This window comes from Streptomyces sp. NPDC020681 (assembly GCF_044334895.1).
Taxonomy (GTDB): domain Bacteria; phylum Actinomycetota; class Actinomycetes; order Streptomycetales; family Streptomycetaceae; genus Streptomyces.
Window position 1 is genome coordinate 248,629 of the sequence record NZ_JBIRTX010000009.1, and the last position, 13,274, is coordinate 261,902.

Below are 13,274 nucleotides of genomic sequence, written 5' to 3' on the forward strand. Positions count from 1 at the left end.
CCCAGGTGGCCCGAGGTGACCGGCGCGAAACCTTGCTCTCACCCGGCGGTCGGGGCCGGTGTGAGACGTTCGGGCCTGTACGAGCGGTCAGGGCCACAGCCGCGGTCTGCGCCGGGCCGCCAGATCCTCGGCCCAGCCGAACAGCGCGACAGCCGCCGCGGTCAGCGCCCCGGACAGGAACAGCGCAGGCACCCAGCTCTCGAGGAGCCAGGGCGCATGCTCGGCGAGCAGGTCGATGTCCCAGAGCCGGTCCCACTGTGTGGCCGCGACGAAGATGCAGATGTTGTGCCAGAGGTAGACCGTCACCGCACGCGCGTTCAGCAGCGTGATCACCCGGTCCCAGCGGCGCAGCCGCGGCGGCAGCCGGTCCCACGAGGGGCTGAAGTGCAGAAGCAGGAGGACGGCGCCGAGCGACCAGAGCCCGTGCGCGGTCGGGATGGCGTCCAGGTCGTCCGCCGGGAAGCCGTGCCGGGACGCCCAGAACAGACCCGCCAGCATGACGAAGGGCGCGACGGACGGGACGGCGTAGCGCGGCAGCCTCCGCAGGATCCCCTCCTGGTGAGCCATGCCGAGGATCCAGCAGGCGCCGAAGGTGGCGAAGTCGGTGAGCGCGGAGTCGATCCGCTCGGGCAGCGGAAGGTATCCGAAACTGAGCGCGACCGAGAGGGCGAGCGGGGCCGCGAGCGTCGCCCACGGGAGCCGCCGCAGGGCGCGCAGCAGCAGCGGCGACAGCAGCACGAACCACAGATAGGCGCGGAGATACCAGAGCGGCTCGGCCAGATCGACGGCCCACTGCTCGCTCGCGTACGCCGGGTCGCTCAGCGGCAGGATCCAGAAGAGCGCGGACGCTCCGGGACGCCAGCCCTGGAGCACCATGGCGCTCACGCCGACCGCGCCGAGCACCCACATCGGCGGCAGCAGCCGCCGCAGCCGGCCGCGGATCACCTGGAGCGCGGGACGTCCCAGGGAGCGGGCCATCAGGGCGCCCGCGAGCGCGAACATCACGCCCATGGACGGGAAGACCAGCGGCAGCCAGGCCCAGCCCACCTGGTGGTAGAGGAAGACCCGGAAGAGCGCGAGGGCCCGCAGCAGGTCGAAGTACCGGTCGCGGCCGCCCCGCTCGGGAACGGCGGCCTCGGGTGCGGCGGCAGCGGTGGCGGCGTGGCTCATGCGACCGGCCGCCGGTCCTCGTCGCTGCTCCGCGGGCTCGGGATGTTCCCGGGCGCGGCTCCCAGCGCTCCGGTGCGCCGCAGCTTCTGCCAGCGCAGGCGGCCGCCGGTCAGCGCCGTGATCCAGGACTGCAGCAGCACGACGTACATCAGCTGCCGGTAGAGCACCTGCTGGAGCGGCAGCGAGATCAGATGCACCATCCGCTCCCGGTCGAGACGGAAGGCGTACGCGGCGCACAGCGCCTGCACGGCGAGCACCCCGACCCACGCGGCGACCGTCTTCAGCGTGGGCCCGAAGACCAGCCCGTACAGCAGGAACACGTCGATCAGCGGGGCCAGCAGCGGCGCGAGCACCATGAACAGGGAGACCAGCGGCAGCCCGACCCGGCCGAAGCGGCCCGAAGGGCCGCGCTCGACGAGGGCGCGGCGGTGCTTCCAGATCGCCTGCATGGTGCCGTACGACCAGCGGTAGCGCTGCGACCACAGCTGCTGCACGGTCTCCGGGGCCTCGGTCCAGGCGCGCGCCTTCTCGGCGTAGACCACGCGCCAGCCGTCGCGGTGCAGCGCCATGGTGATGTCGGTGTCCTCGGCGAGCGTGTCGTCGCTCATGCCGCCGACGCGGTCCAGGGCGGCGCGGCGGAACGCCCCGACCGCGCCCGGGATGGTCGGCATGCAGCTCAGCACGTCGTACATCCGCCGGTCGAGGTTGAAGCCCATCACGTACTCGATGTGCTGCCAGGCCCCGATGAGGCTGTCGCGGTTGCCGACCTTGGCGTTGCCCGCGACCGCGCCGACGCGCGGGTCTCCGAAGGGCTGGACCAGTTCGCGGACGGTGGACGGCTCGAAGACGGTGTCGCCGTCCATCATCACGATGATGTCGTGGCGGGCGTTGGCGATACCGCGGTTGAGTGCGGCCGGCTTGCCGGCGTTGAGCTGCCGGACCACGCGTACGTTCGGCAGGCGCAGGCCCTCGACGATCCGTGCGGTCCCGTCGCTCGACCCGTCGTCAATGACGATCACTTCGACGGGATGGTCGCTCTCACTGAGCGAACGCACCGTGTTCTCGATGCACTTGGCCTCGTTGTACGCGGGGACCAGCACGGACACCGGCCGGGTGACCGGCTCGCCCCAGCTGAAGCCGGGCCTGCGCACCTTGCGGGCGTGCCCGAAGGAGAGCAGCAGCATCATCCCGAACCGGGCGATGACCAGCACGCCGATCGCGGCCAGGCCGACGGTGAGGACGCCGGTGGTGTTCTCCGACACGGTGACGGCGGCGACCCAGGCCCTGCCCTTCCACAGCTCCACGCCGGTGACCGGGGTGTGGGCGCTGGGCGCGTCGAGTGCCTCGGTGAGGTTGGTGAAGCGGTAGCCCCGCTCCTTCATCTGCGGCAGGAAGCGGTCGAGAGCCGCGACGGTCTGCGAGCGGTCGCCGCCGGAGTCGTGCATCAGCACGATCGAGCCACGGGTGCCCTTGGGCGTGGCCCGCTCGATGATCGCGGCGACTCCGGGCCGCTTCCAGTCCTCGGAGTCGGTGTCGTTGAAGGCGGTGATGTAGCCGCGGCTGCCGATGTACTGCGTGACCGGCCAGGACTCGTTGTCCAGGGCGGCGGAGAACGAGGAGTACGGCGGGCGGAACAGCGAGGTGCGGATGCCGGCCGCGCCCGCCAGCGCCAGCTGGTTCTGGGCCAGCTCCCGGTCGATGCGGGAGGCCGACTGGAAGGCGAGGTCGGGGTGGTTGAACGTGTGCAGGCCCACCTCGTGGCCCTCGCGCACGATCCGTTCCACCAGGTCGGGATGGCGGGATGCCATGGTGCCGGTGACGAAGAAGACGCCGTGTGCGTCGTACTTCTTCAGCGTCTCGAGGACCTTCGGCGTCCAGGCCGGGTCGGGCCCGTCGTCGAAGGTCAGCACGAGCCTGCGGTCGGGGATGCGCAGGGTCTTCGGGTCGTCCTCGTCACGGGCGTCGATGACCGGTCCGCCGCGCAGGATCTCCTTGGGGACCTGGTCGGCCCAGGTCGGCGGGCGTACGCGATGGTCGGCGAGGATCTCGCTGTGCACATAGCCGCGCAGCATCAGCATGGCGCTCAGCGCGACCAGGAAGAGCACGGGCAGCAGATAGCGCATGGGCAGTCTGTGGCGTACGACGGTCCGGGGCCGCCGCGACGGTCGCGGGGCCCTGCTGGCGTTGTTCATTTAGAGGGTGCCTTCTTGCACGGGTGCCGCCGGCTCGGTCGGCAGGCCGGTGGGCCCGGAGTCGGAGGGCGAGGGTCCGGGAGGGCTGCCCCCGGGGTCGGGGCCGGGTGCGGTTCCGCCGCCGCCCGGGGACGAGGAGCTGGAGGGCGCGCCGGGGACCGGGGCTCCTCCGCCGGAGGTGTTCGGCGACGCGGATCCGGAGGTACCGGGGGCCGGGTCTGCCGGAAGTCCGCCGGAGACCGTGCCGGACGCGCTGCCGGTGGGCCCCGGTACCGGCGAGCCGACGGCGTCGGTCGGGGTCGGGGCGCCGGGTGCGAAGGGTGTGGCCACGGTGGGCGCGCCGACGCCGGCCGTGGGCTGCACCTCGACCGAGCCACTGCGCTCCTTGTCCTGCTGGCCGAAACCGGGCAGCAGCGGCGCGGTGGAGTCGCCGCCGATGAGGGCGGCGACGAGGGTCACGGCATAGCAGGCACAGGCGGCGGCCAGTACCCAGCCGACCCGGCGGAACTTCTTGCTCCGGCGGCCGCTCTCGTCGACGAACACGGGGCCGTCGGAGCCGTCCTGAGTGTCCGAGCGCTGCGGTCCGGCGGGCAGTTCACCGAGCTTCCGGCCGATTCCGTCGAGTTGGACGGTTACCTCGTTCGGCTCATGCGTATGCCCGATACCGGCATCTTCTCGCCAATTTTCCACAGCTGACTGCACACCCCCACGGCTGGATCCGGGTGCGCACCTGTGGCCAGATTCCGCACGGACAGGTCCCCACCCGCCCCGCGTCGATACCACAATCACCCGGACCCAGAATGTAGCGCACGCCGGTGACTATCGCGTCCTTGTCTCATGTGTTGTCACCCATGAGCGACATGTCGCCCTCGGGCAGCCAGTCGGACGGGTCACGTTTCAGCCACTCTTCTTCCAGGGCGAGTTCGCCGGCAGCGGCCCGCAGCGCGTCGACGCCGGGATGACGGAGCCCTTTGCGCCACACCACCGAGACGGGTGACAGCGGTACGGGATCGACGACCGGGCGGACGCACATGCCCGGCACGTCGATGAACTCGGTGCTCACGAGCACCGACCAGCCGTGCTTGCGGACGACGCGGACGAACTCCTCGTTGCCCACGATCTCCGGGAACGGGTCGGCCATGGAGATGCCGCGCCCCTCGAAGAGCCGGGCGGCCAGATCGGTCCACTCGGCGGTCGCCGCGTTGCCCGCTCCGGCATAGAGGGTCTCGCCGGCGAGCGCGCCCAGCGGTACCTCGTTGAGCGCGGCGAGCGGATGGTCGTCGCGCAGCAGCACCGCCACGCGCTCGTACCGCACCGGCTGGTGCTCGAGCCCCGCGAGCAGGGCCGGGGCAAGACCCGCGACCCGGCCGAAGGACACGTCGAGCCGTCCGGCGAGGATCTCGGCCGCCGCGCCCGTGAGCCCGCTCAGGAACCGGGCCACGAACTCCAGCCCCGGGGCGTCCTGCCGGACCCGCCCGAGCACCTCGTAGCCGGTTCCCACGGTGGCGCTGATGTCGACGAGCAGCGGCCTCGGCCGGCGGACGAAGGCGGCGGCGAGCTCGTCCTGGGCGTCCAGGACGTGCCGGGCGTACGGCAGCAGCCGTTCGCCGTCACCGGTCAGCGTCACCTGCCGGGTGGTCCGTACGAACAGCTCGGCGCCCAACTCCCGCTCCAGCCGCCGCACATCACGGCTCAGCGCCTGCTGCGCGACGAAGAGGCGGGCGGCGGCGCGGGTGAAGTGCAGTTCGTCGGCGACGGCGAGGAAGGCGCGGAGGAGCCGGGGCTCTATGTCGTGGGGCACGCGCCCGAATTTACAACGCGGGTGCGTCAATCCGGCCGGACAGGTGTTGGACGCCTGCCGTGACCTGCACCAATGGTGGGTCCATGCCAAATTCATCCGACTGCCGACAGCAGGCGCCCGCCGACGCCCGCGACGAGCCCATGGCCCTCCGAACGGCCTTCGGCCGAAAGACCGGGCGGCTCGCGCCCTACCGTCGGCTCTTCGAGCCGGCCGGCTCGACCGCCTTCACCGTGGGGAATCTGCTCGCCCGGCTCCCCATGGGCATGTTCAGCGTCAGCGCCGTCATCATGATCGCCGGGGTCCGCGGTTCGTACGCGCTCGCCGGGGCCGTCACCGCCGTCGGGCTCCTTGCCACCGCGCTCGTCGCGCCGTGGACCGCGCGGCTCGTGGACCGGTACGGGCAGGCCCGGATCGCCGTGCCCGCCGCCGCGCTCGCGGCGCTCGGATCTATCGCGCTGCTGCTGTGCGTACGGCTCGACGCACCGGACTGGACGCTGTTCGCCGCGTACGCCGCAACCGCCACCACCCCGAACACCGGCGGCATGTCCCGCGCCCGCTGGGCCCACATCCACCGCGGCGACCCGGCCGCGCTGCACACCGCGAACTCCTTCGAGCAGGCCGCCGACGAACTCTGCTTCATGCTCGGCCCGGTGCTCGCCGCGCTGCTGTGCTCGGCGTTGTTTTCGGAGGCAGGCACGCTGGCCGGCGTGGTCCTGATGATGACCGGCATCCTCGTCTTCGCCGCCCAGCGCTCCACCGAGCCGCCGCCGGCCGGACGCCCGGCCGGATCGCGCTCCCCGCTGCGCGCGCCCGGCATGCTTCCGCTGCTCACCGTCTTCCTTGCCACCGGCGCGGTCTTCGGCGCGCTGGAGGTGAGCACGCTCGCGCTGCTCGACGGCCCAACGGCGGGCCTGCTGCTCGGACTTCAGGCGGCCGGATCGTGCGCGGCGGGCCTGCTGTACGGGACTGTGCCCGCGGCCCGGGGCCTGCCGGGACGGCTGGCGATCTGCCTCGCCGCCATGACCGCGCTGATGACGCTGCCGCTGTTCGCCGCCCGTACCGGCTCGGCCGCCCTGCTCGCCGTGGCTCTGCTGATGGCGGGCGCGGCGACCGCGCCGACCATGGTGACGGGGATGACGCTGGTACAGCGGCTGACGCCGCCGGGCAGCCTCAATGAGGGGATGACACTCGCCGTCACCGCGATACTCGGCGGCATCGCTGCGGGCTCGGCGGGCGCGGGCTGGACCGCGGAGCACGCGAGCCCCGTGACCGGGTACGCGATCCCGGTCACAGCGGCCGCAGTTGCGCTGCTGCTGTCCCTGTCGGCCCGTGCACGAGCCGGCCGGCGAGCCACCCGGCACGTTGTTCACCGCGCGGATGGGCAACCGTGACGGCCGCGTTGAGCGCTGCCGCGAAGGGCCGCAAGGACATGTATCTCGTCCTGAGTGAAGAGGATCTGCGCACACGACGAAGGCCCGGCTGCCGTGGCAGCCGGGCCTTCGCCTTCGATATTCACATGGGAATTGTGGAGATGGCGGGAATCGAACCCGCGTCCAACGGTGCAGAATCAGGGCTTCTCCGAGCGCAGTCCACTGAGATTTTCTCAGCCCCGGAGATCACGTGGACAAGTCTCCGACGGGCTCAGTCACTGTTTGTTTTCCCTCTACGCCCCGTGACCGGGCTTAGAGGTTTAGTTCCCTAGCTGATGCCAGGATCCGGGTCGGGAACAGCCCCGGGCTGACACCCGAAGGCCTTCGCTAGCTGCTAATTAGGCAGCGAGCGCGAAGGCGCGGGAATCGCTCTTGGAAGTGGCGATTATTGGTTGCGACATATGGTTTACGAGATCATTGCCGCTTCCTCGGCTCGCTTCCCCTGCTTCGACATCCGCTGTCGAAACCGATCATCCCCATGTTTATTTTTCAAGCGTGCCCCCGCTGTGAGGGGCAGAAGCCATCGTACGCGACCAACGCACGACGGTGCCAGCCTATTCCGCGTGGTCAGGCCGAGGTCGGGCCGCGGTCAGGCCGTGGGTCAGGCCCGCTGGCGCCGCCGGACCGCCGAGATCGCGCGGTCGGTCTCCCGCCTGTCCTGCTTCTCCCGCAGCGTCTGCCGCTTGTCGTACTCCTTCTTGCCCCTCGCCAGCGCGATCTCGACCTTCGCCCGGCCGTCCTTGAAGTACATCGCCAGCGGCACGATGGTGTGCCCGGTCTCCTGCGACTTCGACTCGAGCTTGTCGATCTCGGCCCGGTGCATCAGCAGCTTCCGCTTGCGCCGCGCGCTGTGGTTCGTCCAGGTGCCCTGGCTGTACTCGGGGACGTGGACGTTGTGCAGCCACGCCTCGTGGTCGTCGATCTGGACGAAGCCGTCCACCAGCGAGGCCCGTCCCTGACGCAGCGACTTCACCTCGGTACCTGTCAGCACGAGACCGCACTCGTAGGTGTCGAGGATGTGGTAGTCGTGCCGCGCCTTCTTGTTCTGCGCGATCAGCTTGCGCCCTTTTTCCTTAGCCATAGTGCGGACATTTTCGCACTACGACCCTCCCCCGAGGCCACTCAATACTGTCTGGGCCCGTTCCTCGGCCGATTTGCTCGCCGCCAGGTCCGGTGTGATGCCCCGGCCGTCGACGCTGTGACCGGCCGGAGTGCGGTAGTGCCCGACCGTCAGCTCGGCGACCGAGCCGTCCGGCAGCTTCTCCGGCATCTGCACGGATCCCTTGCCGAAGGTGCGCGACCCGACGGTGATCGCCCGGCCGCGGTCCTGCAGCGCGCCCGTCACCAGCTCCGCCGCGCTCATCGTGCCGCCGTCGACCAGCGTGACCACGGGTCTCTCGGTGTCGCCGCCGGGCGTCGCGTACAGCGCCCGCTGCTCGCCCCTTATGTCGTACGTGGCCACCAGGCCGCCGTCCAGGAACGCCGAGGCGGCGGTGACGGCCTCGGCGACCAGACCGCCCGCGTTCCCCCGCAGATCGAGCAGGACACCCGCACCGGCCGGCGCCTGCCGCACCGCATCCCGGACCCGCTCGCCGGAGCCCTTGGTGAAGGAGACGACCCTGATCATGACGGCCCCGCCGTCGAGGTGCTGGACCGTGACGGTCTCCGTGGAGAGCGTGGTCCGCCGCAGCGTCTCGGTCCAGGCACGGCCGCCGCGCTCCAGGCCCAGGGTCACGCTCGTACGCACGGCGCCGCGGAGCAGAGCCACGACCTCGGTCACCGGACGCTCGTCGACGCGGATGCCGTCGATGGTCCGCAGCCGGTCGCCCGCCTTGATGCCCGCCTTGTCGGCGGGGCCGCCGGGCTGGACCCGGGAGACCTCGACGCGCCGGCCGTCCGCGCGCCTGGCCGTCAGGCCGACGCCGGTGTACTCGCCGTCGAGTGCCTGCTGGAACTCCGCGTACTCGCTCTTGTCGTACACCGCGCCCCAGCGGTCGCCGCTGCGGCTGACGACCTCCTCGGCCGCCTTGGTGCCGGACTTGCCGTCGGCCATCGCCTCGGCCGCGGCGCGGGCCACATCGTCGCGGTCGACGGTCGCGCCGGCGCTGCGGGCGGAGAGCGGGCGGGGTGCGCTGTTGTCGTTGTGCGGCAGCGCGTTGGTGGCCGCCGCGGTGGCGAGAACGCTGGCAAATACCAATGTCAGGGCCGCCCCGCGGCCGATGCGGCGGGGCCGAGGGCTGTACTCCGGGCCCGGCATGGCGCCGAGTCTAGGCCAAGCGAAAGGCGCCGTACGGCCGTTGGCCGCACGGCGCCCGGGGCGCTTGTCACACCTTGAGGTACTTGCGCAATGCGATGAAAGCCGCCATGGCGGGCATCAGCAGACCGATCGCTATCACCAGCGGCAGCTTGGTGACCACCGCGTCCCAGCCGATGAAATTGACCAGTTGCATCTTCTCGGACAGCGCCAGACCGTGGTCGATCAGGAAGTATCTGCCGACCAGCAGCATGAACGAGGCAACCAGACCGCCGAGCAGACCGGCGAAGGCAGCCTCCATGATGAACGGCATCTGGATGTAGAAGCTGGATGCTCCGACCAGCCGCATGATGCCGGTCTCACGCCTGCGGCTGAACGCCGACACACGCACGGTGTTGACGATCAGCATCAGCGCAATCACCAGCATCAGCGCCATCACGAACAGCGCGGCGATATTCATGCCGTTCATCAGGGAGAAGAGGTTCTCCAGGATGTTGCGCTGGTCCTGGACGGACTGGACGCCGTCCCGGCCGGCGAAGGCGGTCGCGACCACCTTGTACTTCTCCGGATCGTCCAGCTTGACCCGGAACGACTCCTGCATCTGGTCCGGCGTGATGGTGGACGCGATGGGGGTGTCGCCGTACTGGTCGCGGTAGTGCTTGTACGCCTCTTCGGCCGTCTCGTGGTGGATCGTGTCGACCACGTCCATCTTCTTGAGATCGGCCTCGATCTGCTGCTTCTGCTGAGCGGTGACCGCGCCCTTGGCGCACTTCGGCGTGGTCGCCGCGTCGTTCTTGTTGCAGAGGAAGATAGAGACGTTGACCTTGTCGTACCAGAAGTCCTTCATCGTGCTGACCTGCTCGCGCATGAGCAGCGCACCGCCGAACAGGGCGAGTGAAAGAGCGACGGAAACGATGACGGCGAAGGTCATCGTGAGATTGCGGCGGAGACCGACGCCGATCTCCGACAGGACGAACTGGGCGCGCATGGCGTCCTTTCAGTGCTGGTAGCCGTAGACGCCGCGTGCCTGGTCGCGTACGAGACGGCCCTTCTCGAGCTCGATCACACGCTTGCGCATCTGGTCGACGATGTTCTGGTCGTGGGTCGCCATGATCACGGTGGTACCGGTCCTGTTGATCCGGTCCAGCAGCTTCATGATGCCCACGGAGGTCTGGGGGTCGAGGTTGCCGGTCGGCTCGTCCGCGATCAGCAGCATGGGCCGGTTGACGAAGGCCCGCGCGATCGCCACGCGCTGCTGCTCACCACCGGAGAGCTCACCGGGCATCCGGTCCTCCTTGCCGCCGAGGCCGACGAGGTCGAGGACCTGGGGCACTGCCTTGCGGATCTCGCCGCGCGGCTTGCCGATGACCTCCTGGGCGAAGGCCACGTTCTCGGCGACGGTCTTGTTGGGCAGCAGCCGGAAGTCCTGGAACACCGTGCCGAGCTGGCGGCGCATGTGCGGCACCTTCCAGTTCGACAGCCGGGCCAGGTCCTTGCCGAGCACATGCACAAGTCCCTGGCTGGCGCGCTCTTCCCGCAGAACCAGCCGCAGGAAGGTCGACTTGCCGGAACCGGACGAGCCCACGAGGAAGACGAACTCCCCCTTCTCGATCTCGAGAGAGACGTCGCGCAGGGCGGGGCGGTTCTGCTTGGGGTAGCTCTTGGAGACGTTGTCGAATCGGATCACGGGTGCACCACGGTCGGCCGGGAGTAGGTGTGCGAGACACTACGCGAACCCGGATGGCCCGCGCAGTCGGCGTCCGCGGATGCGTATTTTGTCTGTTTGGCCCACGGTCACGGAACGGGCGTAATCCGGCGGGGCGCGCCGAAAAGCGCGCGAGCTGGCAGAGTGGTATGGGGAACAGTTGCGTTTCCTTGAGCGTTGTCAGGAGAGAACTGTGCTTACGGTCCGCGCCTGCGGCTCCGGCGCGCGGGAGGAGGAGAGCGCATGACCTACGACCGATTGGTGTGCGCCAACTGCGCGGCCCCGGTCTCAGAGGGCCGCTGCCCGGTCTGCCGGGCGAACCGCGAGCGGCTGCAGCAGGAGGGCCCCTTCGGCGGCCTGAGCCCGGTGGCGCTGCTGACCTTGCTGGTGGTCCTTGTCGCGGCCGTGACGGTGCTGGCCGCGTACCAGACTGCGTAAGACGTACGCAAAGGAGGGCCCGGGGTGCTGAGCGCACCCCGGGCCCTCCTTCTTGCTTGCTAGCTCAGTCAGGCGATCGTACGGCCGCCGCCAACGAGGCGCGGAAGCATACGGAAGCCGATGCCACCGGCGATCATCGTCGCGGCACCGATGAGCAGGAACGTGGTCTCGGCGGCGCCGGTCTCGGCGAGCTCGTCCTTGGCCTTGCCCTGCTCGACCGGCTGGGAGCCGGCGTTGTCCGTGTCGGTGTTGTCCGCGCACTCGGCGCCGTCGAGGTCGACGGTGCAGGTGCCGGCGTCACCGTCGGCGTCGTTGTCGTTACCCGGGTTGGCCGGGTCCTCGGACGGGTCGTCGGTCGGCTTGCCCGTGGGCTTGTCGGTCGGCTTACCCGTCGGCTTGTCGGTCGGCTTACCCGTGGGCGGGTCAGTCGGGAGATCCGTGGGCGGGTCCGTCGGAAGGTCCGTCGGCGGGTCCGTCGGGAGATCCGTGGGCGGGTCCGTCGGGAGCTCGGTCGGCGGGTCCGTCGGAATCTCGGTCGGCGGGTCGGTCGGGTCCTCGTTGATACCGAGACCCGCGTCGATGCCGTTCTGGTCGGCGTTGGCCGACACTTCGAGGGGACCCACGTTGATGTCGACACCCACGGCCGAGGCTGCGCCCGCGGCGGTGAGCGACGCACCGGCGGCGATCACCGCGCCGGCGGCTATTCGCGCCACACGCATCCGCGTCTTCTTGGTCATCAGGCTGCTACCCCCAGTAGCTATTCGTCAATGGAGCAGCGTCCGGGGCTGCCGCCGCGGGGAGTTGAAGCTCTTCCCCGTTCACACGCGCCCCAGAGATACGCATGCCGCGCGTCAGCTTTCCCAGTTTTCGTGAGCGCGTCAAGGTCGTTGCGCGTGCGATGTCCGGTATAGGCGAGAGTGCCTGACCTGCGGGGATGCAACTGTGACATAAAAGGGAACTGCCGCCCCTCGGGCGGCAGTTCCCTTGTCGACAAAGCGTCCCGTTACTTCTCCTGCTGCTTGCGCCAGCGAATTCCGGCTTCCAGGAAGCCGTCGATCTCGCCGTCAAGTACCCCTTGCGGGTTGCCCACTTCGAACTCCGTACGCAGGTCCTTGACCATCTGGTACGGGTGCAGGACGTACGAACGCATCTGGTTTCCCCAGGAGTTGCCGCCGTCGCCCTTGAGGGCGTCCATCTTGGCCTGCTCCTCCTGGCGGCGGCGCTCCAGCAGCTTCGCCTGCAGGACGTTCATCGCGCTCGCCTTGTTCTGGATCTGCGAGCGCTCGTTCTGGCAGGAGACGACGATGCCGGTCGGGATGTGCGTCAGACGCACCGCGGAGTCGGTGGTGTTGACGCCCTGACCGCCGGGACCGGACGCGCGGTACACGTCGACGCGCAGCTCGGTCTCGTCGATCTCGACGTGGTCCGTCTTCTCGACGACCGGCAGCACCTCGACGCCCGCGAAGGACGTCTGGCGGCGGCCCTGGTTGTCGAACGGCGAGATGCGCACCAGGCGGTGCGTGCCCTGCTCGACGGAGAGCGTGCCGTAGGCGTACGGCGCCTTGACCACGAAGGTGGTCGACTTGATGCCCGCCTCTTCTGCGTACGAGGTCTCGTAAACCTCGGTGGAGTAGCCGTGGCGCTCGGCCCAGCGCAGATACATGCGCTGCAGGCGCTCGGCGAAGTCGGACGCGTCCACGCCGCCGGCCTCTGCCCGGATGTTGACCAGCGCCTCGCGCTCGTCGTACTCACCGGAGAGGAGCGTGCGCACCTCCATCTCGTCCAGCGCCTTGCGGACGTCGGTGAGCTCGGACTCGGCCTCGGCGAGGGTGTCCGCGTCGTCCTCGGCCTCGGCGAGCTCGAAGAGCACACTCAGGTCGTCGATCCGGCCACGGAGCGCCTCGGTCTTGCGGAGTTCCGCCTGGAGGTGCGAAAGCTTGCTGGTGATCTTCTGCGCCGCCTCCGGGTCGTCCCACAGGGACGGGGCCGCGGCCTGCTCCTCGAGCACGGCGATGTCTGCCCTCATCTTTTCGAGGTCCAGGACGGCCTCGATCGACCCCATGGTCGAGGAGAGGGACTTCAGCTCTTCGGATACATCGACGACTGCCACGGGTCCAGCGTAACTGGTGGCCGGACCGGACAACTCCGGCCGTCAGCCGCAGACCGCCCGCGGTGCAGGCGCTGCCCTCCGAGTACCCCAGATCGCGATTCGAGGAAGCCTCGCCCCAGGCAACAGAATCCGTGGGGAGCTGAAGAACTCACGGGCGCTGGTAACGCTCGCCCT

At 69.7% G+C, this 13,274-nt stretch carries 12 protein-coding genes and 1 other RNA gene; 2 read left to right on the forward strand and 11 right to left on the reverse strand.

Annotated features, from left to right (window positions below; genetic code table 11):
• Positions 1–87: 87 nt before the first annotated feature.
• The 4 genes from ACH4YL_RS23225 to ACH4YL_RS23240 form a co-directional block, all read right to left on the reverse strand.
• Complete coding sequence (locus ACH4YL_RS23225) at positions 88–1,170, reverse strand: acyltransferase (RefSeq protein ID WP_398509320.1); 1,083 nt, start codon at positions 1,168–1,170, stop codon at positions 88–90.
• Complete coding sequence (locus ACH4YL_RS23230; RefSeq protein WP_398509369.1) at positions 1,167–3,293, reverse strand: bifunctional polysaccharide deacetylase/glycosyltransferase family 2 protein; 2,127 nt, start codon at positions 3,291–3,293, stop codon at positions 1,167–1,169. The genes ACH4YL_RS23225 and ACH4YL_RS23230 overlap by 4 nt, the downstream gene beginning before the upstream one ends.
• 69 nt (positions 3,294–3,362) lie before the next feature.
• Positions 3,363–4,052, reverse strand: a complete 690-nt coding sequence (locus tag ACH4YL_RS23235) for a hypothetical protein (protein WP_398509321.1) — start codon at positions 4,050–4,052, stop codon at positions 3,363–3,365.
• A 145-nt stretch (positions 4,053–4,197) separates the two neighbouring features.
• The gene (locus ACH4YL_RS23240; protein ID WP_398509322.1) at positions 4,198–5,163 is read right to left on the reverse strand and encodes a LysR family transcriptional regulator; all 966 of its coding nucleotides are present in this window, start codon (positions 5,161–5,163) and stop codon (positions 4,198–4,200) included.
• A gap of 140 nt (positions 5,164–5,303) precedes the next feature.
• On the opposite strand from ACH4YL_RS23240, the gene ACH4YL_RS23245 reads away from it, so the two are divergent.
• Positions 5,304–6,554: an MFS transporter gene (locus tag ACH4YL_RS23245; RefSeq protein WP_398509370.1), complete on the forward strand. Its 1,251-nt coding sequence runs from the start codon at positions 5,304–5,306 to the stop codon at positions 6,552–6,554.
• Positions 6,555–6,686: 132 nt separating this feature from the next.
• Here the strand turns inward: ACH4YL_RS23245 and ssrA are convergent.
• The 5 genes from ssrA to ftsE form a co-directional block, all read right to left on the reverse strand.
• Positions 6,687–7,071: a transfer-messenger RNA gene (gene ssrA, locus ACH4YL_RS23250) on the reverse strand.
• Between the two features lie 123 nt (positions 7,072–7,194).
• The gene (gene smpB / locus ACH4YL_RS23255) at positions 7,195–7,674 is read right to left on the reverse strand and encodes an SsrA-binding protein SmpB (RefSeq protein ID WP_398509323.1); all 480 of its coding nucleotides are present in this window, start codon (positions 7,672–7,674) and stop codon (positions 7,195–7,197) included.
• 18 nt (positions 7,675–7,692) lie between these two features.
• Complete coding sequence (locus ACH4YL_RS23260) at positions 7,693–8,850, reverse strand: S41 family peptidase (RefSeq protein ID WP_398509324.1); 1,158 nt, start codon at positions 8,848–8,850, stop codon at positions 7,693–7,695.
• Between the two features lie 67 nt (positions 8,851–8,917).
• Positions 8,918–9,835, reverse strand: coding sequence for a permease-like cell division protein FtsX (gene ftsX / locus ACH4YL_RS23265; protein ID WP_398509325.1), 918 nt, complete (start codon positions 9,833–9,835; stop codon positions 8,918–8,920).
• A gap of 9 nt (positions 9,836–9,844) precedes the next feature.
• Positions 9,845–10,534 carry a cell division ATP-binding protein FtsE gene (ftsE, locus tag ACH4YL_RS23270; RefSeq protein WP_398509326.1) on the reverse strand — a complete coding sequence of 230 codons (690 nt, stop codon included), beginning with the start codon at positions 10,532–10,534 and terminating at the stop codon, positions 9,845–9,847.
• Positions 10,535–10,795: 261 nt separating this feature from the next.
• Between ftsE and ACH4YL_RS23275 the strand changes: the two genes are divergently transcribed.
• Positions 10,796–10,990 (forward strand): hypothetical protein, encoded by a 195-nt coding sequence (locus ACH4YL_RS23275; protein WP_398509327.1) that lies wholly within the window; start codon positions 10,796–10,798, stop codon positions 10,988–10,990.
• 68 nt (positions 10,991–11,058) lie between these two features.
• On the opposite strand, the gene ACH4YL_RS23280 is transcribed toward ACH4YL_RS23275, so the two are convergent.
• The gene (locus tag ACH4YL_RS23280; RefSeq protein ID WP_398509328.1) at positions 11,059–11,727 is read right to left on the reverse strand and encodes an LPXTG cell wall anchor domain-containing protein; all 669 of its coding nucleotides are present in this window, start codon (positions 11,725–11,727) and stop codon (positions 11,059–11,061) included.
• Positions 11,728–11,993: 266 nt separating this feature from the next.
• The gene (gene prfB, locus ACH4YL_RS23285; protein WP_398509329.1) at positions 11,994–13,100 is read right to left on the reverse strand and encodes a peptide chain release factor 2; all 1,107 of its coding nucleotides are present in this window, start codon (positions 13,098–13,100) and stop codon (positions 11,994–11,996) included.
• Positions 13,101–13,274 lie beyond the last annotated feature (174 nt).

Excerpts from the sequence above, each read along its gene's own strand:
- ACH4YL_RS23225 (WP_398509320.1), bottom strand. The coding sequence starts at position 1,170 with ATGAGCCACGCCGCCACCGCTGCCGCCGCACCCGAGGCCGCCGTTCCC.
- ACH4YL_RS23230 (WP_398509369.1), bottom strand. The coding sequence starts at position 3,293 with ATGCGCTATCTGCTGCCCGTGCTCTTCCTGGTCGCGCTGAGCGCCATG.
- ACH4YL_RS23245 (WP_398509370.1), top strand. The coding sequence starts at position 5,304 with ATGGCCCTCCGAACGGCCTTCGGCCGAAAGACCGGGCGGCTCGCGCCC.
- smpB (WP_398509323.1), bottom strand. The coding sequence starts at position 7,674 with ATGGCTAAGGAAAAAGGGCGCAAGCTGATCGCGCAGAACAAGAAGGCG.
- ACH4YL_RS23260 (WP_398509324.1), bottom strand. The coding sequence starts at position 8,850 with ATGCCGGGCCCGGAGTACAGCCCTCGGCCCCGCCGCATCGGCCGCGGG.
- ftsX (WP_398509325.1), bottom strand. The coding sequence starts at position 9,835 with ATGCGCGCCCAGTTCGTCCTGTCGGAGATCGGCGTCGGTCTCCGCCGC.
- ACH4YL_RS23275 (WP_398509327.1), top strand. The coding sequence starts at position 10,796 with ATGACCTACGACCGATTGGTGTGCGCCAACTGCGCGGCCCCGGTCTCA.
- ACH4YL_RS23280 (WP_398509328.1), bottom strand. The coding sequence starts at position 11,727 with ATGACCAAGAAGACGCGGATGCGTGTGGCGCGAATAGCCGCCGGCGCG.